At 41.2% G+C, this 25305-nt stretch carries 26 protein-coding genes; 16 read left to right on the plus strand and 10 right to left on the minus strand.

The annotated features are described in order from the left end of the window. The first annotated feature begins 86 nt into the window (after positions 1–86). Positions 87–560, plus strand: coding sequence for an SRPBCC family protein (locus tag G509_RS0114835; protein ID WP_026992258.1), 474 nt, complete (start codon positions 87–89; stop codon positions 558–560). Beyond that, on the plus strand, positions 557–1840 hold the full coding sequence (locus tag G509_RS0114840; RefSeq protein WP_026992259.1) for a cryptochrome/photolyase family protein: 1284 nt from the start codon (positions 557–559) through the stop codon (positions 1838–1840). The genes G509_RS0114835 and G509_RS0114840 overlap by 4 nt, the downstream gene beginning before the upstream one ends. A gap of 71 nt (positions 1841–1911) precedes the next feature. On the opposite strand, the gene G509_RS0114845 is transcribed toward G509_RS0114840, so the two are convergent. The 3 genes from G509_RS0114845 to G509_RS0114855 form a co-directional block, all read right to left on the minus strand. Then, positions 1912–2568: an HAD family hydrolase gene (locus G509_RS0114845; protein WP_026992260.1), complete on the minus strand. Its 657-nt coding sequence runs from the start codon at positions 2566–2568 to the stop codon at positions 1912–1914. Between the two features lie 119 nt (positions 2569–2687). Then, positions 2688–3344, minus strand: a complete 657-nt coding sequence (locus G509_RS0114850) for an HAD family hydrolase (RefSeq protein ID WP_026992261.1) — start codon at positions 3342–3344, stop codon at positions 2688–2690. Positions 3345–3419: 75 nt separating this feature from the next. Next, positions 3420–4076, minus strand: a complete 657-nt coding sequence (locus G509_RS0114855; RefSeq protein ID WP_026992262.1) for an HAD family hydrolase — start codon at positions 4074–4076, stop codon at positions 3420–3422. A 174-nt stretch (positions 4077–4250) separates the two neighbouring features. Here G509_RS0114855 and G509_RS0114860 point away from each other — a divergent pair, with 174 nt between their 5' ends. The 4 genes from G509_RS0114860 (at position 4251) to G509_RS0114875 (ending at position 7098) form a co-directional block, all read left to right on the plus strand. Then, complete coding sequence (locus G509_RS0114860) at positions 4251–4793, plus strand: RNA polymerase sigma factor (protein ID WP_026992263.1); 543 nt, start codon at positions 4251–4253, stop codon at positions 4791–4793. Positions 4794–4823: 30 nt separating this feature from the next. Next, positions 4824–5231 (plus strand): hypothetical protein, encoded by a 408-nt coding sequence (locus G509_RS0114865; RefSeq protein WP_026992264.1) that lies wholly within the window; start codon positions 4824–4826, stop codon positions 5229–5231. A gap of 4 nt (positions 5232–5235) precedes the next feature. Then, positions 5236–5682, plus strand: a complete 447-nt coding sequence (locus tag G509_RS0114870; protein WP_026992265.1) for a hypothetical protein — start codon at positions 5236–5238, stop codon at positions 5680–5682. 198 nt (positions 5683–5880) lie between these two features. Next, the gene (locus tag G509_RS0114875; protein WP_026992266.1) at positions 5881–7098 is read left to right on the plus strand and encodes a DUF763 domain-containing protein; all 1218 of its coding nucleotides are present in this window, start codon (positions 5881–5883) and stop codon (positions 7096–7098) included. Here the strand turns inward: G509_RS0114875 and G509_RS0114880 are convergent. Further along, positions 7084–8637 carry a DEAD/DEAH box helicase gene (locus tag G509_RS0114880; protein WP_026992267.1) on the minus strand — a complete coding sequence of 518 codons (1554 nt, stop codon included), beginning with the start codon at positions 8635–8637 and terminating at the stop codon, positions 7084–7086. The genes G509_RS0114875 and G509_RS0114880 overlap by 15 nt on opposite strands. Before the next feature lie 163 nt (positions 8638–8800). Here G509_RS0114880 and nfi point away from each other — a divergent pair, with 163 nt between their 5' ends. From nfi to G509_RS0114895, 3 genes are all read left to right on the plus strand, one after another. Then, entirely contained in the window at positions 8801–9520 is a 720-nt protein-coding gene (gene nfi, locus G509_RS0114885) for a deoxyribonuclease V (RefSeq protein WP_026992268.1), read from the plus strand. A 316-nt stretch (positions 9521–9836) separates the two neighbouring features. Next, complete coding sequence (locus tag G509_RS0114890; RefSeq protein WP_026992269.1) at positions 9837–10136, plus strand: GIY-YIG nuclease family protein; 300 nt, start codon at positions 9837–9839, stop codon at positions 10134–10136. A 152-nt stretch (positions 10137–10288) separates the two neighbouring features. Further along, positions 10289–10636 (plus strand): iron chaperone, encoded by a 348-nt coding sequence (locus G509_RS0114895; protein WP_026992270.1) that lies wholly within the window; start codon positions 10289–10291, stop codon positions 10634–10636. A gap of 65 nt (positions 10637–10701) precedes the next feature. Here G509_RS0114895 and G509_RS0114900 read toward each other — a convergent pair whose 3' ends face one another. Together G509_RS0114900 and G509_RS0114905 are read right to left on the minus strand one after the other, a co-directional pair. Beyond that, the gene (locus G509_RS0114900; RefSeq protein ID WP_026992271.1) at positions 10702–13035 is read right to left on the minus strand and encodes an ATP-dependent helicase; all 2334 of its coding nucleotides are present in this window, start codon (positions 13033–13035) and stop codon (positions 10702–10704) included. Positions 13036–13083: 48 nt separating this feature from the next. Next, positions 13084–13479, minus strand: coding sequence for a ribosomal maturation YjgA family protein (locus G509_RS0114905; RefSeq protein WP_035739005.1), 396 nt, complete (start codon positions 13477–13479; stop codon positions 13084–13086). 139 nt (positions 13480–13618) lie between these two features. Here G509_RS0114905 and G509_RS0114910 point away from each other — a divergent pair, with 139 nt between their 5' ends. From G509_RS0114910 to G509_RS0114925, 5 genes are all read left to right on the plus strand, one after another. Then, positions 13619–14146 (plus strand): DUF7935 family protein, encoded by a 528-nt coding sequence (locus tag G509_RS0114910; protein ID WP_026992273.1) that lies wholly within the window; start codon positions 13619–13621, stop codon positions 14144–14146. A gap of 111 nt (positions 14147–14257) precedes the next feature. Then, positions 14258–15247: an acyltransferase family protein gene (locus G509_RS0114915; protein WP_026992274.1), complete on the plus strand. Its 990-nt coding sequence runs from the start codon at positions 14258–14260 to the stop codon at positions 15245–15247. Positions 15248–15288: 41 nt separating this feature from the next. Continuing rightward, positions 15289–15843: a phosphodiester glycosidase family protein gene (locus G509_RS22205; RefSeq protein ID WP_242604840.1), complete on the plus strand. Its 555-nt coding sequence runs from the start codon at positions 15289–15291 to the stop codon at positions 15841–15843. Then, positions 15840–16010 (plus strand): phosphodiester glycosidase family protein, encoded by a 171-nt coding sequence (locus G509_RS23785; protein WP_242604841.1) that lies wholly within the window; start codon positions 15840–15842, stop codon positions 16008–16010. Before G509_RS22205 ends, G509_RS23785 begins: the two co-directional genes overlap by 4 nt. Positions 16011–16129: 119 nt before the next feature. Further along, the gene (locus G509_RS0114925) at positions 16130–16870 is read left to right on the plus strand and encodes a lipocalin family protein (protein WP_026992275.1); all 741 of its coding nucleotides are present in this window, start codon (positions 16130–16132) and stop codon (positions 16868–16870) included. On the opposite strand, the gene G509_RS0114930 is transcribed toward G509_RS0114925, so the two are convergent. Together G509_RS0114930 and G509_RS0114935 are read right to left on the minus strand one after the other, a co-directional pair. Then, on the minus strand, positions 16871–17548 hold the full coding sequence (locus G509_RS0114930; RefSeq protein ID WP_051200241.1) for an acyltransferase: 678 nt from the start codon (positions 17546–17548) through the stop codon (positions 16871–16873). 52 nt (positions 17549–17600) lie between these two features. Beyond that, a complete protein-coding gene (locus G509_RS0114935) occupies positions 17601–19688 on the minus strand; it encodes a M1 family metallopeptidase (protein ID WP_026992277.1) in 2088 nt (695 codons plus the stop codon). Between the two features lie 156 nt (positions 19689–19844). Between G509_RS0114935 and G509_RS0114940 the strand changes: the two genes are divergently transcribed. Beyond that, complete coding sequence (locus G509_RS0114940; protein ID WP_026992278.1) at positions 19845–21617, plus strand: mechanosensitive ion channel family protein; 1773 nt, start codon at positions 19845–19847, stop codon at positions 21615–21617. A gap of 142 nt (positions 21618–21759) precedes the next feature. Beyond that, the gene (locus G509_RS0114945) at positions 21760–22806 is read left to right on the plus strand and encodes a glycoside hydrolase family 130 protein (RefSeq protein ID WP_026992279.1); all 1047 of its coding nucleotides are present in this window, start codon (positions 21760–21762) and stop codon (positions 22804–22806) included. 59 nt (positions 22807–22865) lie between these two features. Here the strand turns inward: G509_RS0114945 and G509_RS0114950 are convergent, their stop codons facing one another. Next, positions 22866–23276: a hypothetical protein gene (locus G509_RS0114950; protein ID WP_026992280.1), complete on the minus strand. Its 411-nt coding sequence runs from the start codon at positions 23274–23276 to the stop codon at positions 22866–22868. A 171-nt stretch (positions 23277–23447) separates the two neighbouring features. Next, entirely contained in the window at positions 23448–25226 is a 1779-nt protein-coding gene (locus G509_RS0114955) for a T9SS type A sorting domain-containing protein (protein WP_161627182.1), read from the minus strand. Between the last annotated feature and the right edge of the window lie 79 nt (positions 25227–25305).

Consider the following 25305-nt stretch of genomic DNA (forward strand, 5'->3'; position numbering starts at 1 on the left):
CGCTTGTTAAAAAAATCCGAAATTACTTAACCGCTTCTGTAAAGTATGACGGGTATTTAGTAACTTCACGAATTATTTTCCTACAAATGATATACACTGTACGTAAGTTCCAAAAACTGCCTATATCGCTGCAACAAGCGTGGGATTTTATGGGCGACCCTAAAAACCTTGCCGTTATAACGCCCGATTCGATGGGGTTTAATACCCTATCCGGAGACGACCGTAAAATGTTTGCCGGCCAGATAATTATTTACACCATAACGCCATTGTTTGGTTTAAAATTGCAATGGGTTACCGAAATTACCCATTTGGTAGACAAGCATTTTTTTGTAGACGAACAACGTTTTGGGCCGTATGCATTTTGGCACCACAAGCACTTTTTAAAGGAAATTGACGGCGGTGTGGAGATGGAAGATATTGTGCATTATAAAGTGCCCATGGGCTTTCTTGGCCGGTTGGTGCACCCATTTTTGGTAAAGCCAAAGCTGGACGAGATCTTCGCCTACAGGCAAAAGAAACTGATTGAACTGTTTGGCGAATTTAAACCTAACCCTGCATGATAGTTTTTTGGTTTAGGCGCGACCTTAGGTTAGATGACAACACAGGGCTTGCCGCCGCAATAGCAACGGGAGAAAAGGTGTTACCTATTTTTATTTTTGATAAGAATATATTAGACGAGCTACCTAAAGATGATGCTCGTGTTACCTTTATAGCAAAGCTTTTAGAAGATGTAAACTCCGGATTTAGAGCACACAGCCGATCGCTTGCCGTATTTTACGATGAGCCCGAAGCTGTATTTAAAAAGCTGCTGAAAGACCACGACATTACCGCCGTATATACTAACCACGATTATGAACCGTATGCCCGTAAGCGCGATACGGCTATAAACAATATGCTGGCCGAAAATGATGTTACCTTTAAAACCTTTAAAGACCAGGTTATTTTTGAAAAAGACGAGGTTTTAAAAGGCGACGGTACTCCCTATGTAGTTTATACTCCATACAGTAAACGCTGGAAAGAACTTTTTAATAAAGCCAATCTTACTCAACATCATCCGGCTATAAAAGCAGAAGATTTTGCTACCCACTCCTACCCTTTTTTAGGCTTAAAGGATATTGGCTTTACCGAATCGGATATTAATCCGGAGCCTTATGATATATCTGCCCCGTTAATTGATAATTACGAAGATACGCGCAACTTTCCGGCTATAGACGGTACATCGCACCTTAGCGCTTACCTGAGATTTGGAGCGGTAAGCATTCGCAAGATCGCTGCAAAAGCTATACAAAGTAAAAACGAGACCTTTTTTAAGGAGTTGATTTGGCGGGAGTTTTTTATGCAGATACTATGGCATTACCCCCATACCGTTACTAAAGCATTCCGACCCAAATACGACAACATTAAATGGCGCTATAACGATGATGATTTTAAGGCTTGGTGCGAAGGTAAAACGGGCTACCCTATGGTAGATGCCGGCATGCGCCAACTTAATGCTACGGGCAATATGCACAACCGTGTACGCATGGTGGTAGCCAGTTTTTTATGCAAACACTTGCTATTAGACTGGCGCAAGGGCGAAGCCTATTTTGCCGAGAAGCTATTGGATTACGAGCAATCCAGCAACGTAGGTAACTGGCAATGGGCAGCGGGCAGCGGTGTAGATGCAGCACCTTACTTTAGGGTTTTTAACCCTACCGAACAAGCTAAAAAATTTGATAAAGACCTGAAATACATACGCAAATGGGTACCTGAATTCCAGGACCTGAATTATAAGCCTATGGTTGAGCACAAAGAAGCACGCGAAAGGGCATTAAGGGTTTATAAAGAAGGGCTTTTATAAAGTTTTCAGTCACAGTCACAGTTTCCAGTCCAATTGGTACTGCCAACTGAGACTGAGACTGCGACTGAAAACTAAATAATATCTCTTATTTTGCTATAACTTAATGATGCAAAATTGGTTATAACTATATCAGCTTCAGATGTATCTTGTGTAGAATGCCCATTGTTTTTATAGCCAATACAATACACACCGGCAGCTTTTGCAGCTTTAATACCGTTGGTGCTGTCTTCTATAATAACACATTCTTCTTTTGTAAAGCCTGATTTCGCTACAGCTTCAAGAAAAATAGCAGGGTTTGGCTTAGAATATTCAAAGTCTTCGCCGCTTATAATTGCATCAAAATAGTGGTGCAGGCCAAAACGGGTAAACACCTTTCCTATTTTACGCTTAGTAGCAGATGATGCCAGTATCAGCTTCATGCCATTGCTGTGCAAATCTTCAATAAGTGCTTTTGCGCCTGGCATAAGCTCCAGATCATCAGCCTTATCAAACACCTCATAATAGTGTTTGTACCTTTCGTCCAGCAGTTGCTCGCGCGTATGTTCAAGGTTATATAGCTCTTTAAGCCTTTGCATATTGTTCCTGTCAGAACTGCCTATAAAAGTAGCATACACATCATCGGGCACCGTAATATTAAGCGATTTATACATCGCAGTACTGGCCTTGTAGCCAATAGGTTCGGTATCAACCAACACCCCATCCATATCAAAAATCACGGCTTTCTTCATTAAAAAAGTTTAAAGTTTCAGGTTTAAAGTTGCTTCAAAGTTTTGAGTAGCAGACATTAATGACATTTGAGTGTAGCTCAACTTTAAACTTTTAACTTTTAACTTTAAACCTGAAACTATTATTTAATATCCCTTATCTTCTCGTAGCTCAGCTGGCTAAAATCGGTAATAACCGTATCCGCCAACGATGTATCCTGTAGCGAGTGTTCATCATTTTTATAGCCAATACAATACACGCCGGCAGCTTTGGCGGCTTTAATGCCGTTGGTACTGTCTTCTATAACAATGCATTCGTCGGCTGTAAAGCCTGATTTTGCTACGGCTTCAAGAAAAATAGCCGGGTGTGGTTTAGAGAATTCAAAATCCTGACCGCTAATCTTATAACTAAAATATGGGTTAAGCCCAAAACGGTTAAACACCCTCTCTATCTTTATTTTAGATGATGACGATGCCAATAAAATAACCATGCCGTTAGCATGCAAATCCATAATCAGGTTTTTAACACCGGGCATTAATTCCAAAGTTTCATCAGCATCAAAAGCATCGCAGTAGTACGTCAGTCCCTGCTCTACAAGCACATCGCTATCAGTATCAATGCTATAGATATCTTTTATTTTCTGAATTATATTTTTATCCGAATTACCTATAAATGTGGAGTATACATCGTCTGTCACATCTATATTAAGCGATTCGTAAAACTTTTTATTGGCGCGATGGCTAAGAGGTTCGGTATCAACCACTACCCCATCCATATCAAAAATTACGGCTTTTATCATTAAAAATTTGTTTAAAGTTTAAAAGTTTTAGGTTTCATGTTCGGCATCGCTAAACTTGAAACCTGAAACTTAAAACTAATTAATAGAACGTATTATATCTGCATTTAACTCGCTAAAATCGTCGATAATCATTTGTGCTATAGACAGTTCCTGCAATTTGGTATTGGCACTTTTATAAGCAACACAGTAAATACCTGCAGCATTAGCGGCTTTAATTCCGTTTGTACTATCCTCAATAACAATACATTGCTCTACCGGATTGCCAGAAAGTTCGGCTGCTTTTAAAAAAATGGCCGGGTGGGGTTTAGATTGCGGAAAGTCTTCTCCGCTAACAATATGCGTAAAATACTGGTGCAGGTTAAAGCGTTTAAACACCCTCGCAATGGTTTCGTTACTGGCAGATGACGCCAAAACCAACTGTAAACCATTGGTGTGCAGGTTTTTAATAAGATCTAAAACACCAGGCAGCAATTCCAGGTCTTCTTTAATATCAAAGGCATCATTAAAAAAATCGCGCTTGCTACGCACCAATGCCTCAATCTCTTCCTCTAAATTAAAGTGGTCTTTAATTTTCTGGTAGGTATTTTTGGTCGAAAAACCCGTAAAGGTGTGGTACATCTCATCGGGTATATCTATATTTAGATGCTTAAAATGCTGGTGGTAGGCAAAGTAGTGCACGGGTTCTGTATCTACAATAACGCCGTCCATATCAAAAATAACTGTATTAACCATAGTTGTGTTTAAACCTCAAAAATACAACTTAGCCTTTTAAGTAAAAAGCTAAAGTGGTTAAGATGTTCTAAAATTAATGCTAAAAGCCATGCTAATGCTAAGATAGAGATAAAATGCACCCTGTATTAAACCTTTTGCGCTAACTTTAGTCTTACTTAAAAATGGTTATTAACTTTGGACGACGAAAAGGAATTTATTGCAGCCCTGCTTAACCCTAAAACGCAAAATAACGCGTTCAGGCAGCTTGTAGCGCGCTACAACAGGCCGCTGTACAGCCATATACGTAATATAGTGCTTAACCATGATGATACTGACGATGTACTGCAAAATACCTTTATAAAGATATTTCAGAACCTTAAAAATTTTAAGGGAGAGAGCAAGCTTTTTTCGTGGATATACCGCATTGCCACTAACGAGGCGCTTACACTTATAAGTCAAAGAGCTAAAAAAGGAGGCATTACCAACGAGGAGGTTAACGAAAGAGCGGTCCAGAATTTGGTTGCCGATGAGTATTTTGAAGGCGATGCCATACAGCTAAAGCTTCAGCAAGCAGTGGCTTCATTACCTGAAAAACAACAACTTGTGTTTAAGATGCGTTATTTTGAAGAGATTAAATATGAAGAGATGTCAGAAATTCTTGGCACATCGGTGGGGGCACTAAAGGCATCGTACCACCATGCTGTTAAGAAAATTGAAGATTACGTAACTACCCATTAAACCTTTTGCCATAAATTAAGTCTTACTGCTATGAACGATTTTAAGTTAAACGAAGAACAAAAAATAACAACGGGATTTACCAGTCCGCCCGATGCTTATTTTGACAGCTTTACCGACAGGATGATGCAGCAACTACCTGAACCTGAAGTTAAAGTGGTACCGTTGTATAAAAGGAAACCAGTATGGCTTTCGGCAGCGGCAGCGTTTGTAGTTATGTTTACAGGCGGGTACTTTTTAGTTAACAATACGGCACCTGCAACACAGCCCGATACCACCGCCATAGAGAACTACCTTGTGTACCAGACCAATGTAACGCAGTATGATATGATAGACCATCTGGACACACAGGACATACAGGAACTTGAAGCTTCGATTACCTTAAATGATGAAGCAGTAGAAGATTATTTAAATCAGGAAGATATTTACAACACTTACTAAAACCATGAAAATAAAGTTATTACTCCCGTTACTTTTACTTTTTACTTTAAGTATGTTTAGCCAGGGGCATGAGGATAAAAAAGACCAGATCAAGGCCTTAAAGGTATCGTACCTTACCACCGAACTCAGCCTTACCACAGCCGAATCGGAGAAATTCTGGCCGGTTTACAATGCCTATGAGGATAAAGTATACCAGATAAGGCACGATAAAATGCGCCCCATATACAAGAAACTGGGCGATGGTGCCCTTGACAAAATGACCGATAAAGAGGCACAACCGCACCTTGATAAGCTACAGGCGGCTGATAAAGAGCTGTTTCAGCTTCGCGAAAAATTGTTAGCCGACTTAAGGCCTATTATCGGCGCAAAAAAAATACTGAAACTTAAATGGGCCGAAGAAGATTTTAAACGCAAACTGCTCGACAAGTTTAAGGATAAAAAAAAAGATTAAATTTATAAAGGAAGCCTTACAGCTTCCTTTGCTTTTTGGCTTAATATTTCACTTTCGGACTCTGACATTCGACTTAGAAATTTCATTTTACTACTTTTGATTTTCGACCTGATAAATTTTATTTTGACTTTCGACTTTACGACTTGATGACATTCGACTTGATGACTTTATGACTTCCGACTTTAAAAACTAATCCAAATGAAACGATCTGGCTCTGCCGATTTACCGTTGCATAATGGGCATGTGCCCTTATGGCTTTCTGAGCGTATGGCAAAGCTGGGCCTGGCCATTGTAGAAACCATTGCCATGGAGTTTTCTACCGCCGAGGTCATCAGCAAGCTTGCCAACCCGTTCTGGTTCCAGAGTTTTGGGGCGGTTATGGGTATGGACTGGCATTCGTCTGGCATAACCACATCGGTGTTGGGTGCGCTAAAAAGGTCGGTTAACCCACACGCTAAAGAGCTGGGCATTTATATATGCGGCGGCAAGGGCAAGCACTCCATGAAAACCCCCGAAGAGCTTATTGCCGTAGGCCACAGAACCGGCCTTAACGGACTCGAACTGGCAGGGCTAAGCAAACTTACCGCCAAGGTAGACAACACCGCTATACAAGACGGTTTTCAGCTCTATCAGCATAACTTTATAGTAAACGCCAAAGGCGACTGGTGCGTTATACAACAGGGCATGAACAACCATACCGGCACGGCCCGCAGGTACCACTGGCACAGCCACGACCTAAAGTCGTTTGTAAACGAGCCGCATACTTTTATTTATGGCGAAAACCAGGGCAAGATTCTTAACCTTACCGCCAGTACGGCTGCCGAAACCCGCGAAAAATCGTTGCTGATTGTTAACGAGCATCCTGACAAGATAATTAAAGAGATGAATCACCTTATTATGCCTAACCACCATGATGTTAGGATGAAAGATGTAAACATGAAGCGATTGGGTGCTATGCTATGGATGGCGCACGAAAACAAACCCGAAGATTTTGAAGGCTTGCTGATGCTAAAAGGCATGGGGCCAAGAACCATACAATCGCTGGCTTTGGTAAGCGAAGTAATTTACGGCACCCCTACCCGGTTTGACGACCCTGCACGGTTCTCTTTCGCGCATGGCGGTAAAGACGGGCATCCCTTCCCGGTGCCGGTAAATGTGTTTGATGAAACTATAGATACATTGCAGAGTGCCATTCAGCGGGCTAAAATTGGCAACAGCGATAAGATGCACGCCATACAAAAGCTATCAGAAATATCGCGCAATGCCGAGAAAGACTTTACACCCAACACCAACTTTAACGCCCTAATACAAAAAGAGCGCGACGAGTCGTATAAATACGGCGGCCGCACTGTTTTTGGTAAAGCCCAGCCTCCTAAAAAAAAGGGTGGCGATAGTAATCAGTTAGAGCTTTTTTAGCTCCAGTACTTCTTCTTCGGTTTCGGCATCTTTATAACGCTGAAATATCCTTCCTATAAAAATGCTTAGTCGGTTTTTATAATCTTCAATAAGCCACTCACGGTAGTTCTTTGTAGTTTTAGATAGCAGCTTAGAATACTGTTTAACGCGGTATTCTATATCCGGCTCCAGTTCTTTAGCCAGTTTACGGGCTTCAGATATTGTTTCGCTATTTTCTATACACATAAAGGCATGCTGGCGAATGGACCTGTCTATAACGGCCTTAGGTTTCTCCCTGTTATCGGTAGAAATTTTAAATTCTTCCTCAACATCAAATGCAATATGCATCGTTTTAGAGAATTTTTCCCTAAGGTCATCAGGCATAATATATACATGATGGCTTTCTATCTCGGCATCGGTACGTATATTCTCTAAAAACTGTTCAGGGTTCTTAAAAATGTACTGCCAGTCAACCGGTTCGCTCCACAGGCCAAAACGCTGTGCGTTGTTACCCAAGTCTATTACCGTAAAAAAGTCTTTATTAGGCAGCTTACGCGATCCACGGCCAATCATCTGGTAGTACAGCGTAAGCGATCGTGTAGCACGGTTAAGCACAATAGTCTCTACAGTAGGCTCATCAAACCCGGTGGTTAAAATAGAAACCGATGTTAATATAGCATCGGGTGTTTTTTTAAACCAGCTCAATATCTTTTTACGCTCGGCATCGGGCGTGCGGTTATCCAGGTGCTTTATAGGCAGCCCGGCGGCCCTAAAGGTTTCGTACACGTATAACGATGTGTTGATACCGTTATTAAAAATAAGGGTTTTTTTGCCTTTAGAACGCAGCATATAGGTTTGCAACAGCAAATCCTGCATTATGGAGCGCGAATACAGCTCATCTGACGATGCCACGGTATAATCGCCGTTAATACCCAGCTTAAGCGATGTTAGCTCTACATCATAACCATACATAACCGCGTTGGCAAGGTAGCCCCTGTTTATTAAAGCCTTAATAGGTTCGCCCACAATAAGCTCGTCATACGTTTCGTGCATTGGCAGCTCTATGTTAGAGCTTAACGGCGTAGCGGTTACCCCAAGAAAAATAGAATTTTTAAAGTAGGTAAACAGCTTGCGGAAACTGTTGTAATGTGCCTCATCTACAATAACAAGGCCCACATAATCCATGTGGAATTTTTTATCCTTAAGGCGGTTGTTAAGCGTTTCTACCATAGCTACATAGCACGAAAAATCGTTGTCATACGGCAGCTCTTTAACGGCGCTGTCTATAACGGTGTTTTTAACCCCAAAGCCGGTTAGCATTTGCGATGTTTGCTTGCTTAACTCTATCCTGTGCGTAAGCACAAGTACTTTACGGTTGTATTTTTCTACGTAACGGCGGGCTATTTCCGAGAAAATAACTGTCTTGCCACCACCAGTGGGTAATTGGTACAACAAATGATAGTTATCGGGCTTACCCTCAAACTTTTCAAATATGGCATCTATGTCTTCCTGCTGATAATTATACAGTTCTTTTCTTTCTCCTTCTTCTTCGGCTTGCATATGGTGGTGTGATAAAACCCAAAAATATAGATTTACTTAGATTATTAAGTAATATAAAATCATAATTTTTTAGGGGGTGTAAATTTAGCGAAACATTAGCAATTACTAACCATTTGAGCACAAATTAAATTATTAAATTTACAGGTTACGAAGGAGACATTATATGCTTAATTATGATGGGGTTTCGCTTAACCAGGCAACCGAAATGCAAAACCAGATGCGGCAACAACTCTCGCTGCATAAGGGCTATGATACCATAATCACTATTGCAGGTGGCGATATATCGCACAATAAAAACGAAGATACCGTGTATGCGGGCATTGTTATTTTAAGTTACCCACAAATGATATTGCTATCGTATTCGCTGGTTATTGCCGAAACTAAATTTCCGTACGTACCCGGATTTTTAGGCTTTCGCGAAGTGCCATCACTCTTGCAGGCCTGGGAGCAGATACCCAACAAACCCGATATGATGTTACTGGACGGACAGGGTATTACCCACCCGCGCCGCATGGGCATTGCATCGCACTTTGGCCTGCTGGCTAATACTCCTGCTATTGGCTGTGCTAAGAGCATGCTGTTTGGCAAATTCCTCGCACTGAGTACCGATAAATTTAGCAGCAGCCCAATAATAGGTAGTAACAGTAACGAACTTTTAGGTTATGCCCTGCGCACCAAAGCGGGCGTTACACCCGTATATGTATCGCCGGGGCATAAAGTTACAGTAAGCGATAGCCTGGCCATCATGAAAAACTGCACCCTGAAACACCGCATACCCGAACCTACCCGACTTGCCCACGAAAAAGTAAACCTGCTCCGCGTTGGAAGGGTACAGCCCGGCTTTCATATTGCCGATACTCAAATGGGGTTGTTTGATTTTTGATGATAGTGCTTTACGAACTACTCTTCAGGTGTAATCTTTGCGAGGAGGCACGACGAAGCAATCCTTTTAAAAGTAGCGATCCACACATATTACAATATAGAAGATTAGAGAAAAGATAGATTGCCGCGCTCCATTGCATTTCGCTCGCAAATACGTAATCGGGTATTGTATGTTCCAATCTTAACCTGCCTTTCTTCACGCAAGTCTTTGCGAGGAGGCACGACGAAGCAATCTGTTACACAACACTTACATTACAATAATGCAACCCTCTTAAAAGTAGCCGCAAAATTTTTATCTTGCAGTATAATTTCATAACATGAAACCCGGGTTTATATACATTGTAGCAAATTATACTAACACCACTTTATACGTAGGTGTAACGTCTGATTTACACCTGCGTATTAAACAGCACAAAAACAAGCAGCATCCTGATTCTTTTTCTGCACGGTATAATATGAACAAGCTGGTTTATTTTGAATCCTTTCAGATGATTGAAGATGCTATTACCCGCGAAAAGCAGATAAAAGGAGGTTCGAGAGCCAAAAAGATACAATTAATTGAAACCATTAATCCTGAATGGAACGATTTGTATTATGAGATAGATAATTATTTATAACATTAAAATAGATTGCTTCGTCGTGCCTCCTCGCAAAGACTTGCGTAAAGAGAAGCACGTAAAAAATTTTATATACTATACCCGATTACGTCTTTGCGAGGAGGCACGACGAAGCAATCTGTAAAATCTGTATCTAAAAAATTATGTAATATATGAATCCCATAGACAACTACATAGCCACCTTCCCTGCTACAACACAAAAACTGTTGCAACAAATGAGGGAAACCATATTAAATGCCGCCCCTAATGCGCAAGAAAGCATTAGTTATGGTATGCCGGCTTATAAATTAAATGGCAAGCCTTTGGTGTATTTTGCAGGCTATAAAAACCATATAGGTTTTTATGCCACCCCCACCGGGCACAAGGCATTTGAAGCCGAACTGAGTAACTACAAACAAGGTAAAGGGTCGGTGCAATTTCCTGTAACCGAGCCTTTACCTGTAGATCTTATTAAACGTATTGTAGTGTTTAGAGCGAAAGAAAACAATTTAAGGTTGTGAGTTATGGGTTACGGGTTCAGAGTTTAAACCCTTAACACCTAACCCGTAACTCAAAACCCGGAATGTTATTCTAATATATCAAGCTTTGCAAAGCGAAGCAGTAGTTTTTTAATACCCCCTACCTCAAAATGTATCTCGGCTTTTTTATCGGCGCCAACACCTTCTAAATTAAGTACTTTACCCTTGCCAAAACGTTCGTGCATTACCACGTTGCCGGGTGCCAGTTTACTATCTGGTGCAGAGGCAGCACTGCCAGGGGCTTTGGTAGCCATAGGCTTAAGCCTCCTGATATCCATATTGGGTTTAGGGTCGTTATCGGTAACCCACTTAGGCGGTGTGGTGCTTACCGGTTTATTTTGCCTGAATTTCGACTTATCTACATCGCCAAAAATATCGGTATCAATCATTGGCTTATAGCGGTAATTGGTCTCGGTTGGCGTAAGGTAATCCAGGAACTTATCGGTAATCTCCTCAATAAATCGCGATGGCTCGCTGTCTACAAGCTTACCCCAACGGTAACGCGACTGGGCATAGGTTAAATACGCCTGATGCTCGGCACGGGTAAGGGCAACGTAAAACAGGCGGCGCTCTTCTTCCAGTTCGCTACGGGTATTAAGACTCATAGCACTGGGGAAGAGGTCTTCTTCCATCCCAACAATAAACACATACGGAAACTCCAGCCCCTTAGCAAGGTGAATGGTCATTAACGCCACACGGTCGTCATCGCCGGTATCCTTATCAAGGTCGGTTGCAAGGGCTACATCCTCTAAAAATTCAGATAATGCCCCCCTGGCGCCGTCAACTTCGCGCTGGCCTTCAATAAAATCGCGGATACCGTTTAACAGCTCCTCAATATTTTCTATACGGGCAATACCCTCTGGCGTGGCATCTTTTTTAAGCTCCTGTATAAGTCCGGTTTTTTTGGCAACGTGTTCCGATAAGTAAAACGCATCATGGTTCTCATTAATGATCTGGAAACTCTTGATCATCGTAACAAAATCGTGAAGCTTGGCCTTAGTACCGCTGTTAAGCTTAAGGTCTATCTTATCAATATGTTCCATAACCTCAAAAACCGACCTGCCATAATGGTTGGCCGCCACCGTAAGTTTTTCTAAAGTACTATCGCCAATACCACGGGCAGGATAGTTAATAACGCGCATTAGCGCCTCTTCATCTTTAGGGTTTATAACCAGCCTTAAATAACCAAGCACGTCTTTAATTTCTTTACGCTGGTAAAACGATAATCCACCATAAATTCGGTACGGAATATCGCGCTTGCGCAGCGCATCCTCCATAGCACGCGACTGGGCGTTGGTACGGTATAGTATTGCAAAACTGCCGTTTTTAAGCTGGTTTTGCATTTTTTGTTCAAAAATGGTGCTGGCAACAAAGCGGCCTTCCTCACCATCGGTAAGGCTGCGGTGCACGCGAATGGGCGGGCCATCATCATTAGCCGTCCAAACCACCTTATCAAGCTTAACCTTGTTTTTATCTATAATGGCATTAGCCGCCTCCACAATGTTTTTTGTTGAACGGTAGTTTTGCTCCAGGCGGTACATTTGTACGCCATCATAATCTTTCTGAAAGTTTAAGATGTTGTTAATGTTAGCCCCCCTAAAGGCATAGATACTCTGGGCATCATCGCCCACCACGCAAATATTCTGGAATTTGTCCGACAGTGCACGTACAATAAGGTACTGCGAGTGGTTGGTATCCTGGTACTCATCTACCATTATGTACCTAAAACGGTCCTGGTACTTGGCAAGCACATCCGGAAAAAGGTTCAGCAACTCGTTGGTACGAAGCAAAAGGTCGTCAAAGTCCATTGCCCCTGCCTTAAAGCAGCGGTCTACATATTGCTGGTAAATTTCGCCTAAACGCGGTTTTTTAGACATCGCATCGGCCTCCTGCAGTTCGGGGTTATTAAAATACGCCTTAACGGTAATAAGGCTGTTTTTGTATGATGATATACGGCCGAGTACCTGCTTGGGCTTATAAACATCCCTATCGAGCTGCATTTCTTTAATAATAGAGCTTATAAGGCGCACGCTGTCCTGGCTGTCGTAAATGCTAAAGTTAGAAGGAAAGCCTATCTTATCGGCCTCAAAACGAAGTATCTTGGCAAAAATGGAGTGAAACGTACCCATCCAAAGGTTTTTAGCTTCGGAGTTACCAACAATATCGGCTATACGCTTTTTCATTTCCTTGGCGGCCTTATTGGTAAAGGTAAGCGCCAAAATGTTAAAGGCATCTACGCCAAGGCTCATAAGGTAGGCAATACGTATAGTAAGCACCCTTGTTTTGCCAGATCCTGCACCGGCAATAATAATCATGGGGCCATCTTTTTGCAGGGTTGGCGCCTGCTGGGCATCGTTTAACTGGCTTATATATTTATGAATATCCATCGTTTAGCTTTAACTGCAAAAATAACTATTTTAACCGAGAAATCAGTCACGCATTTTACGTTTACAAAGCCATAACCTATCAACCATAAACGCGGCTAAAACCCCTGCGAAATACGCTACAAGATCTGAATATAAAAAGCCCTGCCCTAACACCAGCCTGCCCAACAGCGTAGCTCTTATAGCGTTAATCCAAGGAGCATTGTACAGCTGTAAGGCTTCAACACAATAGCAAACAACCAAAGCAGCAATTGCCCTATAGCCACTTTTCTTATCCGGGAAGAGGAAGCTTATTATATAATACATCATAAATGCATACAGCGCATCTCCTAAATACAGGTTAACAGTATCTGGAAACCATTGTTTTTTAAGCCTGGCCAGCAGGCCAGTAGCAATGGTTAGAGGTATTATAATTAAATAGGTAATTCTTTGGTGTTTCATAACTATACTACCCGCGGTGGTGCTTAATTTATTTTAAGTCAAAACTACAAATTATAACTTATTTCGTTATTTTCGCTTTTCACAATTAATTTTACACATTTTACGTTACTAACTACTAACTTAACTATTTACCTTATTTATGGATGCTACCCGAATTATAGAACTTATTCTTTATACCGTACCCGCCATTATTACCGGCCTTGTTGCATACTACTTTTTTAAAATGCATACTGATAATGAGGAAGGCCGCCGCCGCTACACCATACACAAACAGGCACAAAGTGTTGCTATGCCGCTTAGGCTGCAGGCTTATGAAAGGTTGGTACTTTTCCTGGAGCGTATTAACCCTGCCAAGCTGCTTATACGCATAACGCCGCAATCATCTAACAAGTTTGATTATGAAGAGTATGTTATTGCGCAAATTGAACAGGAATTTGAGCATAACCTTACACAGCAAATTTATGTATCTGCCGAAAGCTGGGATATTATAACTACCGCTAAAAACGCCACAATACAAACAATTCGTAAAACCAACATGAGCGAGCGTGTAGATACGGCCAATAAACTGCGTGAAGTTATATTAACCGACCTGTTCGACAAACAAAGCCCAAGCAGCGTTGCCATTGCCTACCTTAAAAATGAGGTTTCGGGTATGTGGACAGAGTAAAGAGGTTATTAAATTTATTGATTATTAGATTTATATATATAAAAGCATCTGTAAAGATGCTTTTATTGTTTATGTTTGTAGCATACATTTAAGCAATAAATACCTACAAATATGGAACGATCTCTTAATGCCGATATAATTAAAACGTTATCCATATTTGGAGTAGTATTTATTCACGGGTCTACAATAATGACCTGCAAATCTGTAGTTACAGATAATTTTATTGCGCTCTTTAGGTTTGGTGTACCCTGCTTTATTTTGCTATGGGCTTTTTATTTCGAAAAATCCATGTCAAAAAAAAACGGCAGAGAACAATTTCAATACATTAAAAAAAGGCTTATCCATTTATTAATTGTATTTGTTATATGGACCGCACTTTATTTTTTATTATCAATAGACTGGCCTAAAATAACCCTATCAAATATAACCACTACAAAATTTACAGATTATGGCTGGCCGGGGCGCTATTTTTTAACCATACTTTTTCAGTTGCTACCTCTATATCCGGTTATACGCTGGCTATACGGCAAAAAGGTTTTAAAATATATAATGTGGTTGGGCCTTTTTATTATATACATAGCTTACGCCTATATGGTATACCACAACAATATGCCTGGCATACTCCAGAAAATTGGTTATAAGTTGTTTGTTTTCTGGTTGCCCTATGTATTTGTTGGCATAGAATTAGCTCGTAGGCAAACAGTAAAACTAAGTGTTTACTTTTGGGTTATCTTATTAATAATTCCTGTAGAATATAATTTTATAGTTAGTAGTAACAATTCTACAAGCTACATATTGCCCGGTATATTAATAGCCTCAATTATATTTTGTGTATCGTTATTGCAAAACCAGATAATTGTAAATAAAACATGGCTTTACAATACCATAAGTTATATTGGTAAAAACACAATGACAATTTTTGTTACTAACCCATTGGTGATTATAATTTTAAAAGTTTTGCTTCCAAAAAAATTATTATTTTGCGAAACAATTGCCGGTAAAATAATAATGCCATTTATATCATCAATTGTTATAGTATGTATCTGTCTGTTATTTGTTGAACTATTTAAAAAACTACGTATTAACGGTATTGTAAATTAAATTTAACGGCATATAATAGGGCTCGCAAAAATTTCAAATCATTGAAAAACTTTCGCTTATATATTATTACGTTTCTACTTGCTCTTGTATCAGGCCTGTATGCTTTTAAAGCAAGTAGCCATATAAGTAATCGCTTTGTAACTTATATAGTTGATCCTACAGCGCAGGACCTGAAATTATATTACAAAAACGATTTGCAGCAAAACTTTGGCAGTCTTGGCAATCTTAAAAAGTGGCTCGAAAAAAAGCGCCTTAAGCTCCAATTTGCAATGAACGGGGGCATGTACAAAAAAGACACATCGCCACAGGGTCTTTATATTCAGGAGGATAAAACCCTATCTGTATTAGATACGGCATCTGGCAGTGGTAATTTTCACCTAAAACCCAATGGTGTTTTTTATTTAGACACCAATAAAAAACCTGCTATAGTTACTACCCCTGCTTTTAGTAGTAAGAATATTAAATACGCCACGCAATCAGGGCCAATGCTACTTATAAATGGCAAAATACACAAGGTTTTTAAGCAAGGTTCTGCCAACCTTCAAATTCGTAACGGTGTAGGAATATTACCCGGAAATAAAGTTATTTTGCTATGAGCAAAGAACCTATTAACTTTTACGATTTTGCCCAATACTTTAAAGATATGGGCTGCAATAACGCATTGTATCTGGACGGATATGTATCCAGAACATATCTGCCCGAACAAAACTGGATACAGGCCGATGGCAACTTTGGGGTTATAATTGGTGTGACTTCTAAATAATAATATATTTACATTTGTTTGAGAAAGATACCGGGTACTTATCTATAGTATAAGTTGCGGCAATACTATTCAATATTTCTAAAAACGGAAGACAAATAAAATAATGCTTTACCCTTAAAATGAAAAACTTATTATCTATCCTGATTCTTTTTTATTTTACATCTACAGCTTATTCACAAACTGCCAACGATATTGTAGGCAACTGGCAATTTAGTGCTATTGCCGAAAGTGCTAAACTGGACGATTCTAAAAAGGCCACTGTAAGTTCTCTTTTACAAGGGCTTACTTTTAATTTTACATCTGATAATAAATTTACAGCCAGTATTTTGGGCATTGCCGAAAATGGTACATGGCTGCTTAAGGGTAAAAGTATAGAATTGCAAAACGATAAAGGTTCCGGATATACTATCGAGATACTGGATTATAAGAAAGACCTTATAACGCTTAAATTAAAGAGTATGCAGTTTGTAATGGCCAGGGCGGGGTCTCAGGCAGCGCTGCCGGTAGCACCTACTAACAAAGCTGTTGGTTATGTTAGTGCTACCAAGGCGCAAGTAAGTAAAAAATGGTTTTTAACCAGCAAAACCGCCCCCGATAACCTTACGCAAAAACAAAAAGATGCCTTAGGCGAATTGCTTTCCGGCAGTTATACGCAGCTTAAAGTAAATGGCACTTATACAGTAGAAATTAGCGGAATAACAGAAACTGGCACCTGGAAACTGGCAGAAAACAATACTGCTATAATTACCAGAAAAGGTACCGATTCTAAGCTATGGCACATTGTAAAAATTGCCCCGACACAATTGGTACTGGTGTTAGGTAATACTGATGAAGAATGGACCTTTAGTACCGAAGAGTAACTACTCTATTGTCTTGATAACCTTGGCCGGCACACCGCCAATTACACTGTAATCTGGAAACACACCGTTAACAACAGCACCCGCTGCTACCACGCAATGGCTGCCAACCACACTGCCATCTAAAAAGGTAGCTTTGGCACCTACCCATACATTATTGCCAATTTTAATACCTTTAGAGGTTACCCCCTGCTCGCGGATTAACTTTGTTGTATCGGCAAAGTTATGGTTCTCTGAATGAAAGCTTATGTAAGCACCCATAATAACATCATTACCAATTTCTATTCCGCCTGCAGCACCAAATTCGGCATAACGGCCAATTGCGCTGTTATCGCCTAATTTTAAGCCTTTGCCGTATTTAGAAAAATGGCTGGTGCAGGTAACCATAGAGTACGCTCCTATTTTAGAGCCATGTCCCAGGTAAATTTGTTCTCGGGCATAACCATCTACTTTAGTATCATGCTCTATTGTAGCATTTTTACCAAAGAAAATATTTTTTTTGTTGAGTATGGTGCAACGCCTCCCTAAATATACTTTGTTACCCGTGGCAATAAAACCGCGCACAAGCATTATAAGCCTGCTGTAAAGCGTGTAAACAATTAATCCGCTTGGTAGCTCAGGGTCTATAGTATAAGATTTACCCGATCTGTACAGCAACTTCTGGAAAAGATTCTTTATCATCAACAAAATGGTTAGGGCACAAAATTACAATAGTTTTTTAAATAAAGTACGCTTACTTTTCATCCAGCAACTGCTGTAATTTATTCTTTTCGGTATTGGGCAGTCCCGGTAAAATACCTTCAAAAAACACGCGGTAACCTGATTTTTTAAGCAATTTCCTAATATTATCCTTACCAAATTTTACAAACTGCCATTTGTGGTGCAGCGTTGCATTAACAAGGTTCTCCCAAACTATAGGGTCGGGTTTACCTATATAAATAAGGTTTGCCAGCGCATTCTGGCGGATGGAGCTCTCATATCGTGGCGACGCATAGCCCTGCAATTCGGCGTAAAATTCGGGTTTATCAGCTTCACGATAACCTTTAGATATGTAGGCTAAAGACAGCCACAGTATTCTTAAATTCTTATCGTTAAAACCCACCCAGGTGTGCGAAGCATCTAAAAATTCAGCCTGCCTGTCTTTAAATTTGGCACACAATATATTAAGGGCCACCTCTCTGGTAATGTAAGACTTATCTTTAAGCAGTGTCTTATATTCTTCAAAAAAATCAGGGGGAATGGTAGTAACTGTACGTGCCACAGCCTGGCGCACCTTTAAATTACCGGTTTTCATGGCAAGGCGAACCAGGTCGGCTTTCTCGGCAAAAGGCAGATCGGCGGTCTGAAAAACAATCTCCTCCTTAACGGGATAAAAAATTTCCGATTGCAATAACTGCATGTATTGTTCTTTCTTTTCTGCAAAAGGTTTACCCTGGCTTTCGCCGATGGCAAAATACTGCTGCATAAATTTGTTTTTGCTAAGAATCCCTAACGCTTCGTCAACCTCAAAACCAGCGCTTTCCAACCAGCGCTTTTTAAAGGCAGCGGTATCATAAGTCGACACTTTATTTATCTCGGCCAGAAATTCATCGGTGTTTACATTTTTAAAAGCATATTTTTCGAGGTAGTTTTTTACCGCCTTTCTAAAGGCATCGTGCCCTACCCCTTCTCTAAGCACATGCAGTGCCCAGGCACCTTTTTGGTAAAATGAGAGCGTACTGGCCTTCTCGTTCATAACCGGAATGGTGTCAGTTTTAGCCGCCTGCTGCAGCCTTTCGGCAATCTCGTACATTTCGTAATTAAAATGGTCGTCGCCATACAACTCCTGTTCGGCAAGCAGGGCATAATAGGTTGCAAAGCCTTCCTGAAGCCAATGATGCGTGCCGCTTTGGGCAGTTATAAGGTCGCCAAACCACTGGTGGGCAAGTTCGTGGGCGTTAACGTTAATATAAGTACGATCGTTAAAACCAATTTCATCAACCACAAAATCCTGCGAAAATATAGTGCTTGTAGTATTCTCCATACCGGCATACAAAAAGTCGAGCACCGGTATTTGCCTGTAAATTCCCCACGGATAATTAACTCCAATTTCGCGCTCAAAGAAATCGAAAATACGCTTGCTGTCGCGGTAGGTAGGCTCAAAATTTGCTTTATCTTCGGGGCGCAGGTAAAACTCCAAGGGTGTGCCGCTGGCCGCGGTTTCGATCTGTTTAACAAAACGCCCAATGGCCAGCATGGCAAGATAGCTGCTCATGGGCTTTTGCATCTGGTACTGCCACGTTTGGAGTTCTCCCTGATTGGTTTTGGCCTTTAAAACACCGTTTGCCATTACCTCGTAATCTTTTTCGAATGATACCGAAAGATTAAACACAACCTTTTCGTTAACATCATCAAAACTTGGTAGCCAATGGCTGGTGTATTTGCCCTGGCCCTGAGTCCAGATCTGGTCGCTCTCGCCATCTTTAACAAAATACATGGTTTGTTTTGGCTGTGCAGTATAGTTAAACGTAATGGTGTTCTTGCCTTTTTTGTAGCCTTTAAACAACTTTAAGGCTTTGCCCGATGCTACCCATCCCGACTTTTTTTTACCGTTAATGCTAACATTGCTAAACTGCATATTTTGGGCATCTATGTAAATGGTATCGGGTTTGTTAAGCACCTCGAAAGTATAAGTAACCGCGCCAATAACCTTTTTCTGGCCCACATTAAAACTAAGTTGAGCATCAAGGGTTTTAAAGTCAACATTTTTTAACTGCTGGCTTTGCTGTGCAAAAGTTAGGGTTGTAAAAAAAAGTATACAGGCTTGTAAACAGGCTTTCATTTAAATGCGTTTTTTACAAAACTACATAAATGCAACCATAAAATAGTATAAAGGCTGTGCCAAATGTTTTCAGTACATAACGTTAAATACTGTTTGTTTGTACGGTTAATTTTATAATTTTAGTAGTCTTATCTGTACACTAAAATCAAGGCGACTATGTTTTACACCGGCACACCTTTTAAAAAATTATATACAACCCTTATACTGTTTTTAGTATTGGGCTTACCTGCAAGTACATTTGCACAGCTGTTGCCCACCGGTACCGAAGAAACCAAAGAGGCAGCTCCGGAAGTACCGGCAGATTCGCTGGACAGGCGTACGCCGCGAGGTACTGTCAATGGCTTTATACAGGCGGTGGCAGACCAGAATTACATTCGCGCCAGCCAGTATTTACAGCTTAAGCGTAGCTACAGAAAAACATCGCAGCGTAAACGTATTGTAACTAACTTTCAGAGATTGCTCGACCAGAGTGGCGATGTAATACCAACCGCACTGATAAGCAATAAAAACACCGGCCGCATTGACGACGATCTTGCCGCTAACACTGATTTAGTGGGCACGGTTGAAGCTAATGGCGAAGAAATTACTCTGTACGTGCTAAATACCGCACCCGAAGGCCAGCCGCCGCTGTGGCAATTTTCTACCGAAACAGTTAATGCCATAGCCGCTGTAACTATTGAAGACGCCACCCTGCTGGATACCCTTTTGCCCGAACAACTTAAATTACGCAAACTGGGTGGCGTACCCGTGGGGCACTGGGTGGCTGTGGTGGTTATAATTTTAGTATCCTACCTATTGGCATGGCTATTAGTGGGCATGGTGGGCTTTTTAATAAAAAAACTCTGGAAAAAAGCCCGTGTAGAAGAAACCTGGCTTGTAATTAAAGCTCTTGGCCTGCCATTTAGGCTGTATATAGCGGTGTTGCTTTTTGTAATGTTTTCGCAATATGTAGGTATATCCATCGTGGTAAGGCAGCGTTTTAGCGCCATTACGGTAACCATTGGCATTGTAGCATTTTTAATATTGCTATGGAACCTTGCCGATATTATTAGCGAATACACCAAAAACAGGATGACGCTGCGCAAGCGTATATCGGCCATATCTGTAATACTGTTTTTAAGGCGTATGGCCAAGATGGCCATTGTGGTTATAGGTATTATTGCCATACTGGGCGCCGTAGGTTTTGATGTTACCACGTGGGTGGCAGCCCTTGGTATTGGTGGTATTGCCCTGGCGCTTGGTGCCCAAAAAACCATGGAAAATTTTGTAGGCAGTGTTACCCTTATAGCCGATCAGCCCATAAGAGTGGGTGATTTTTGTAAAGTGGGCGACATTACCGGAACTGTTGAGTCTATTGGTATGCGAAGCACCCGCCTGCGCACGCCGGCACGTACCGTGGTTACCATACCTAACGGGCAGTTTAGCAGCAACAATATTGAGAATTACGCACACCGCGACCGCTTTTTGTTCAATCCCATACTGGAGTTCAGAATGGAGACCACGCCTGCACAGCTGCGTTACCTTTTGGTGCAAATTCGCACCTTGTTTTATTCGCACCCAAGTATAAACCCAGACCCTGCTAAGGTGCGCTTTGGCGGCCTTACGGCGAATGGCTACAGAGTTGAGCTTACGGCTTATATTAACGCCGCAAACGTGGATGCAGCCGAAGAGGTGGAAGAAGACCTGTACCTGCGCATACTGGATATTGTAGCCGAAAGCGGTACCGACTTTGCCTACCCTTCTCAGACTTTATATATGGCACGCGATAAAGGTACCGACCCCGAAAAAACACAACTTGCCAACGATACTGTTACTAAATGGATTGAAGACAGCGAATTGCAAATACCATCGTTTGACCCGGCCCATATAGAAAAACTAAAAGGCACTATTAAATATCCTATGGAAGGTAGCGTGGTAAAGCCTAAGTAAAGTAGTGCTGTAGTACAATAACAGTAGTAACCATCAAATCTAAAAACTTTGGCCACTAAGCGTCTGGTAATTAATTGTTAAAAGAGTCAGTCCGCAATTTTAAATTTCGGAAATTCATAATCAATTTAAATCAGGTTGATTAATGAGCGATATTGCCCGCAGGTTTCCCGAAAACCCTTTGCTACTGCCTAAACATTTGCCACCCAGCACCCCCGGGTTGCAGGTTATAAGCCTTTTAAATCCCGGTGTTTTTGTTTTTGAAGGTAAAACCTGGCTTATAGTACGGGTTGCCGAAAGCATTGAACAAAAGCATGGGGTTATTTTTTTTCCGGCACTTAATGCCGATGGCAATACCGAAATTATAGAGGTACCCCTTAACGACCCCGACCTTATTGCCAACGATGCGCGGGTTATTAAATACAAGGGCCTTGATTACCTTACCACACTATCGCACCTGCGGTTACTTTGTAGCGATAACGGTGTCGATTTTTACGAACCCGAAGGCTACCCACTTTTACATGGCGATGGATACCTCGAGCAATTTGGCATAGAAGACTGCCGTGTTACCCAAATAGACAGCACCTATTATTTAACCTATACAGCGGTATCGGCAAATGGCGTGGGCGTTGGCATGCGCACTACTACAGACTGGAAGAGTTTTGAGCATAAAGGAATGATTATCCCCCCGCATAATAAGGACTGCGCTATTTTTGAAGAAGTAATAAATGGTAAATACTATGCCCTGCACCGCCCCAGTAGTGTAGAAATTGGCGGCAACTTTATATGGCTGGCCGAATCGCCCGATGGTGTACATTGGGGCAATCATCAGTGCATTGTTAAAACGCGTAGCGATCATTGGGATAGCGCACGCGTTGGCGCAGGTGCCGCACCCATAAAAACCGAACAGGGTTGGCTCGAAATTTATCACGGGGCCAACGCGCAGCACCAGTATTGCCTGGGTGCCTTTCTGTTGGACATTAACGACCCGTCTAAAGTATTATCACGTACCGTCGAACCCATTATGGTGCCCACCGAAGATTATGAGCTGAGCGGCTTTTTTGGCTGTGTGGTTTTTACTAACGGGCATGTTGTTAATGGCGACCAGCTAACTATATATTACGGTGCCGCCGATGAGTTTGTTTGCGGCGCACATTTCTCGATAAAACAGATCTTATCGCTGTTGCAATAAAACAAAAAATCCATTGATTGCTCAATGGATTTCTTGTTTATGTATCAGTAGGTTAACTACTATTTAACCACTTTTAAATTTTCCTGAAAAACCACTTTAGAGTTATCGTAATAAACCAAAGCTGTTTCGCCATTTGGCTGGGTAAATAAAGAATATCCAATTAAGTTGCCACTTATAAAGCGCAGGTAATACGTTTGTTTTTTAGCTGTCATAGCAAATTGCCACTCACCATCGGGTGTAATAGTTAGTTGGTATTGAGCTGTTTTTGCAGTAGTTTTAGTAACGGTAGTACCAGCAGTAACCTGTGTAACTTCTTCCGGCACATCTTCAAAATTCTTGAAAAAACTAATTCCCTTAATCTTCATAAATGTGTCATAATCCTTACGGGATAGCGGTACATTTTTCTCAGATGTCTGAGCCGATAAACTTAAACTCAAAACCATTAGAGCGCCTAACAATAATTTTTTCATTCTTTGAAAGTTTTAGCATTAAGGTGTAAATATAGTATAAATTCAGTGTACTGCACAAGGGCAAAGTACCGCAAAAATGTTAAATTGTAAAGGCATTACCAACTTTATATAAACAGGAAAACCGGCATAAAGCCGGTTCCCCTTCAATCTAAACTAACTCAATTATTAAAATTATTGTTTTACAATTCTTTTAACCACAGATGCCTCTGCACTGTATAGTTTTACAAAATAAATTCCGGCTGTAACGCTGCTTAGGTCGGCATTAAAAATACCCGATGCATTAGTAACATCAAGGTTTTTAACCAGCCTGGCGCTCATATCATACAATTCAATTTTGTCAATGGCAATATCTCCTGCCTCAATAGAAAATATTCCGTTTGTAGGGTTAGGATATACGCTAACAGTATCAACGCTAAAGTTAGCCAAAGCCGCAGTAGCACAGTAGTTATTAGTATCTACAACAGTAACAACAGCCGTACCTGTAGATACGTTGCCATTATTATCTGTAATAGTAAGAGTAACGGTGTTCTCGCCCAGGTTTTCGCAGGTAAAAGAATAAGTGTCTAACGTTAAGCCTGCTATACCGCAATTATCGGTAGAGCCATTATCTATATCTAAAGCAGATATTGTAGCAATGGTAACTTCCGGTAATGTAACTGTAATATTTTGTGTAACAACTGTTGGAGCAGTTGCGTCTGTAACCGTTACAACAACATCGGCTGTAGTGCTGTTACCCGCATTATCGGTTACTGTAAGGGCAACGGTGTTAGCACCAAGGTCGCCACAATCTAAAGCATAGGTGTTTAAGCTATAAGTTGCAATACCACAATTATCTGTAGCAGCAGCGCCAATTTCTTCGGCAGATAATGTTACAACACCATCGGCATCAATCTCAGCGGTTACAGCAGTAACAACAATTACAGGAGCAGTGTTGTCTTCTACCGTAACAATGGCAGTAGCTGTTGTAGTATTGGTACCATCGGTAACGCTAAGGGTTACAGTGTTTTCGCCAAGGTCTTCGCAGGTAAACGCGGTTACATCCAAAGACATCGTAAAATTAGTACAGTTATCGGTAGAGCCATTATCAATATCAGCAGCGGTAACGGTAGCAGTACCGTTTGCGCCTAACACCGCTGTAAAATTCTGAGCTACAGCAACCGGAGCCTGGCCATCGGTAACCGTAACATCAAAAGTACAATTGGTAACCACATCGTCTTCGCTTGTTATAGTAAAAGTGTTGGTGGTAGTACCTATCGGGAAAACCGCCCCACTTGCAAGGCCGGCTGTTTGTACTACAGTACTTGTTGGCACAGCTATAGTTAAGCTTGCAGCAGTTACAGCAGCACCGTAGTTACCTGCCCAAAATTCGGCATCATCTCCGGTATGCTGAATATATACTTTACGCACCCCTGTGGCATAACCTGTAAACACGTGCGATGCTGTTTGCCATGCAGTTGTACAGGTTAAGTTGCCTGTAGTATACGTAGCAATTACATTATCTGTCTCACCACGAAGTTCCACAGTAAGTTTATAGGTATCGCTAAAATTACCACCGCTACCCATATAATTTTCAGATACAGTAATTGCGGGCAAAGTATCCATGTAAGCATCGCTCATGCCCATAGTAGTAAGGTCGATAACCTGAGACATGGTACTTACATTGTAAGAAGATATAAAGGCACTGCCGTTAGCTACCCATGTAGTACCCACAGCGGTAGTGGCTGTCCAGCCTGTTAGGCCATCGGCCCCACTTGGATTTACAACCCCATTAGCCGATTGTGCGGCTCCCCCACCGGCAACAACATAACTAACTGCGGCACCACATTGGTCTGTAGCGCTTGGCACAGAAATGTTAGCCGGGCAAGACTGTGCATACATACCCCCACCTGTAAGCACAGCAAATGCAAAAAGTTTAAAAAATTTGTTAACAGAAAATGTAATTTTCATCATTGTAGCGTAATTTGTAGTTATTAAGTTCTCAAATATACCTAAAATACTGCGCATTCTCTATTGATTAATATAACATTCG

It is taken from the genome of Flavobacterium subsaxonicum WB 4.1-42 = DSM 21790 (assembly GCF_000422725.1).
GTDB classification, from domain to species: domain Bacteria; phylum Bacteroidota; class Bacteroidia; order Flavobacteriales; family Flavobacteriaceae; genus Flavobacterium; species Flavobacterium subsaxonicum.

Bases quoted from the DNA above. Each gene is read 5' to 3' on its own strand.
- G509_RS0114880 (WP_026992267.1), bottom strand. From the start codon at position 8,637: ATGCAAGCCGAAGAAGAAGGAGAAAGAAAAGAACTGTATAATTATCAG.
- G509_RS0114915 (WP_026992274.1), top strand. From the start codon at position 14,258: ATGGAACGATCTCTTAATGCCGATATAATTAAAACGTTATCCATATTT.
- G509_RS0114850 (WP_026992261.1), bottom strand. From the start codon at position 3,344: ATGATAAAAGCCGTAATTTTTGATATGGATGGGGTAGTGGTTGATACC.
- G509_RS0114930 (WP_051200241.1), bottom strand. From the start codon at position 17,548: ATGATAAAGAATCTTTTCCAGAAGTTGCTGTACAGATCGGGTAAATCT.
- G509_RS0114845 (WP_026992260.1), bottom strand. From the start codon at position 2,568: ATGAAGAAAGCCGTGATTTTTGATATGGATGGGGTGTTGGTTGATACC.
- G509_RS0114905 (WP_035739005.1), bottom strand. From the start codon at position 13,479: ATGAAACACCAAAGAATTACCTATTTAATTATAATACCTCTAACCATT.
- G509_RS0114935 (WP_026992277.1), bottom strand. From the start codon at position 19,688: ATGAAAGCCTGTTTACAAGCCTGTATACTTTTTTTTACAACCCTAACT.
- G509_RS0114895 (WP_026992270.1), top strand. From the start codon at position 10,289: ATGAATCCCATAGACAACTACATAGCCACCTTCCCTGCTACAACACAA.
- G509_RS0114945 (WP_026992279.1), top strand. From the start codon at position 21,760: ATGAGCGATATTGCCCGCAGGTTTCCCGAAAACCCTTTGCTACTGCCT.
- G509_RS0114875 (WP_026992266.1), top strand. From the start codon at position 5,881: ATGAAACGATCTGGCTCTGCCGATTTACCGTTGCATAATGGGCATGTG.
- G509_RS0114890 (WP_026992269.1), top strand. From the start codon at position 9,837: ATGAAACCCGGGTTTATATACATTGTAGCAAATTATACTAACACCACT.
- G509_RS0114855 (WP_026992262.1), bottom strand. From the start codon at position 4,076: ATGGTTAATACAGTTATTTTTGATATGGACGGCGTTATTGTAGATACA.
- nfi (WP_026992268.1), top strand. From the start codon at position 8,801: ATGCTTAATTATGATGGGGTTTCGCTTAACCAGGCAACCGAAATGCAA.
- G509_RS0114870 (WP_026992265.1), top strand. From the start codon at position 5,236: ATGAAAATAAAGTTATTACTCCCGTTACTTTTACTTTTTACTTTAAGT.
- G509_RS0114950 (WP_026992280.1), bottom strand. From the start codon at position 23,276: ATGAAAAAATTATTGTTAGGCGCTCTAATGGTTTTGAGTTTAAGTTTA.
- G509_RS0114925 (WP_026992275.1), top strand. From the start codon at position 16,130: ATGAAAAACTTATTATCTATCCTGATTCTTTTTTATTTTACATCTACA.
- G509_RS0114835 (WP_026992258.1), top strand. From the start codon at position 87: ATGATATACACTGTACGTAAGTTCCAAAAACTGCCTATATCGCTGCAA.
- G509_RS0114940 (WP_026992278.1), top strand. From the start codon at position 19,845: ATGTTTTACACCGGCACACCTTTTAAAAAATTATATACAACCCTTATA.
- G509_RS0114840 (WP_026992259.1), top strand. From the start codon at position 557: ATGATAGTTTTTTGGTTTAGGCGCGACCTTAGGTTAGATGACAACACA.
- G509_RS0114865 (WP_026992264.1), top strand. From the start codon at position 4,824: ATGAACGATTTTAAGTTAAACGAAGAACAAAAAATAACAACGGGATTT.
- G509_RS0114955 (WP_161627182.1), bottom strand. From the start codon at position 25,226: ATGATGAAAATTACATTTTCTGTTAACAAATTTTTTAAACTTTTTGCA.
- G509_RS23785 (WP_242604841.1), top strand. From the start codon at position 15,840: ATGAGCAAAGAACCTATTAACTTTTACGATTTTGCCCAATACTTTAAA.
- G509_RS0114910 (WP_026992273.1), top strand. From the start codon at position 13,619: ATGGATGCTACCCGAATTATAGAACTTATTCTTTATACCGTACCCGCC.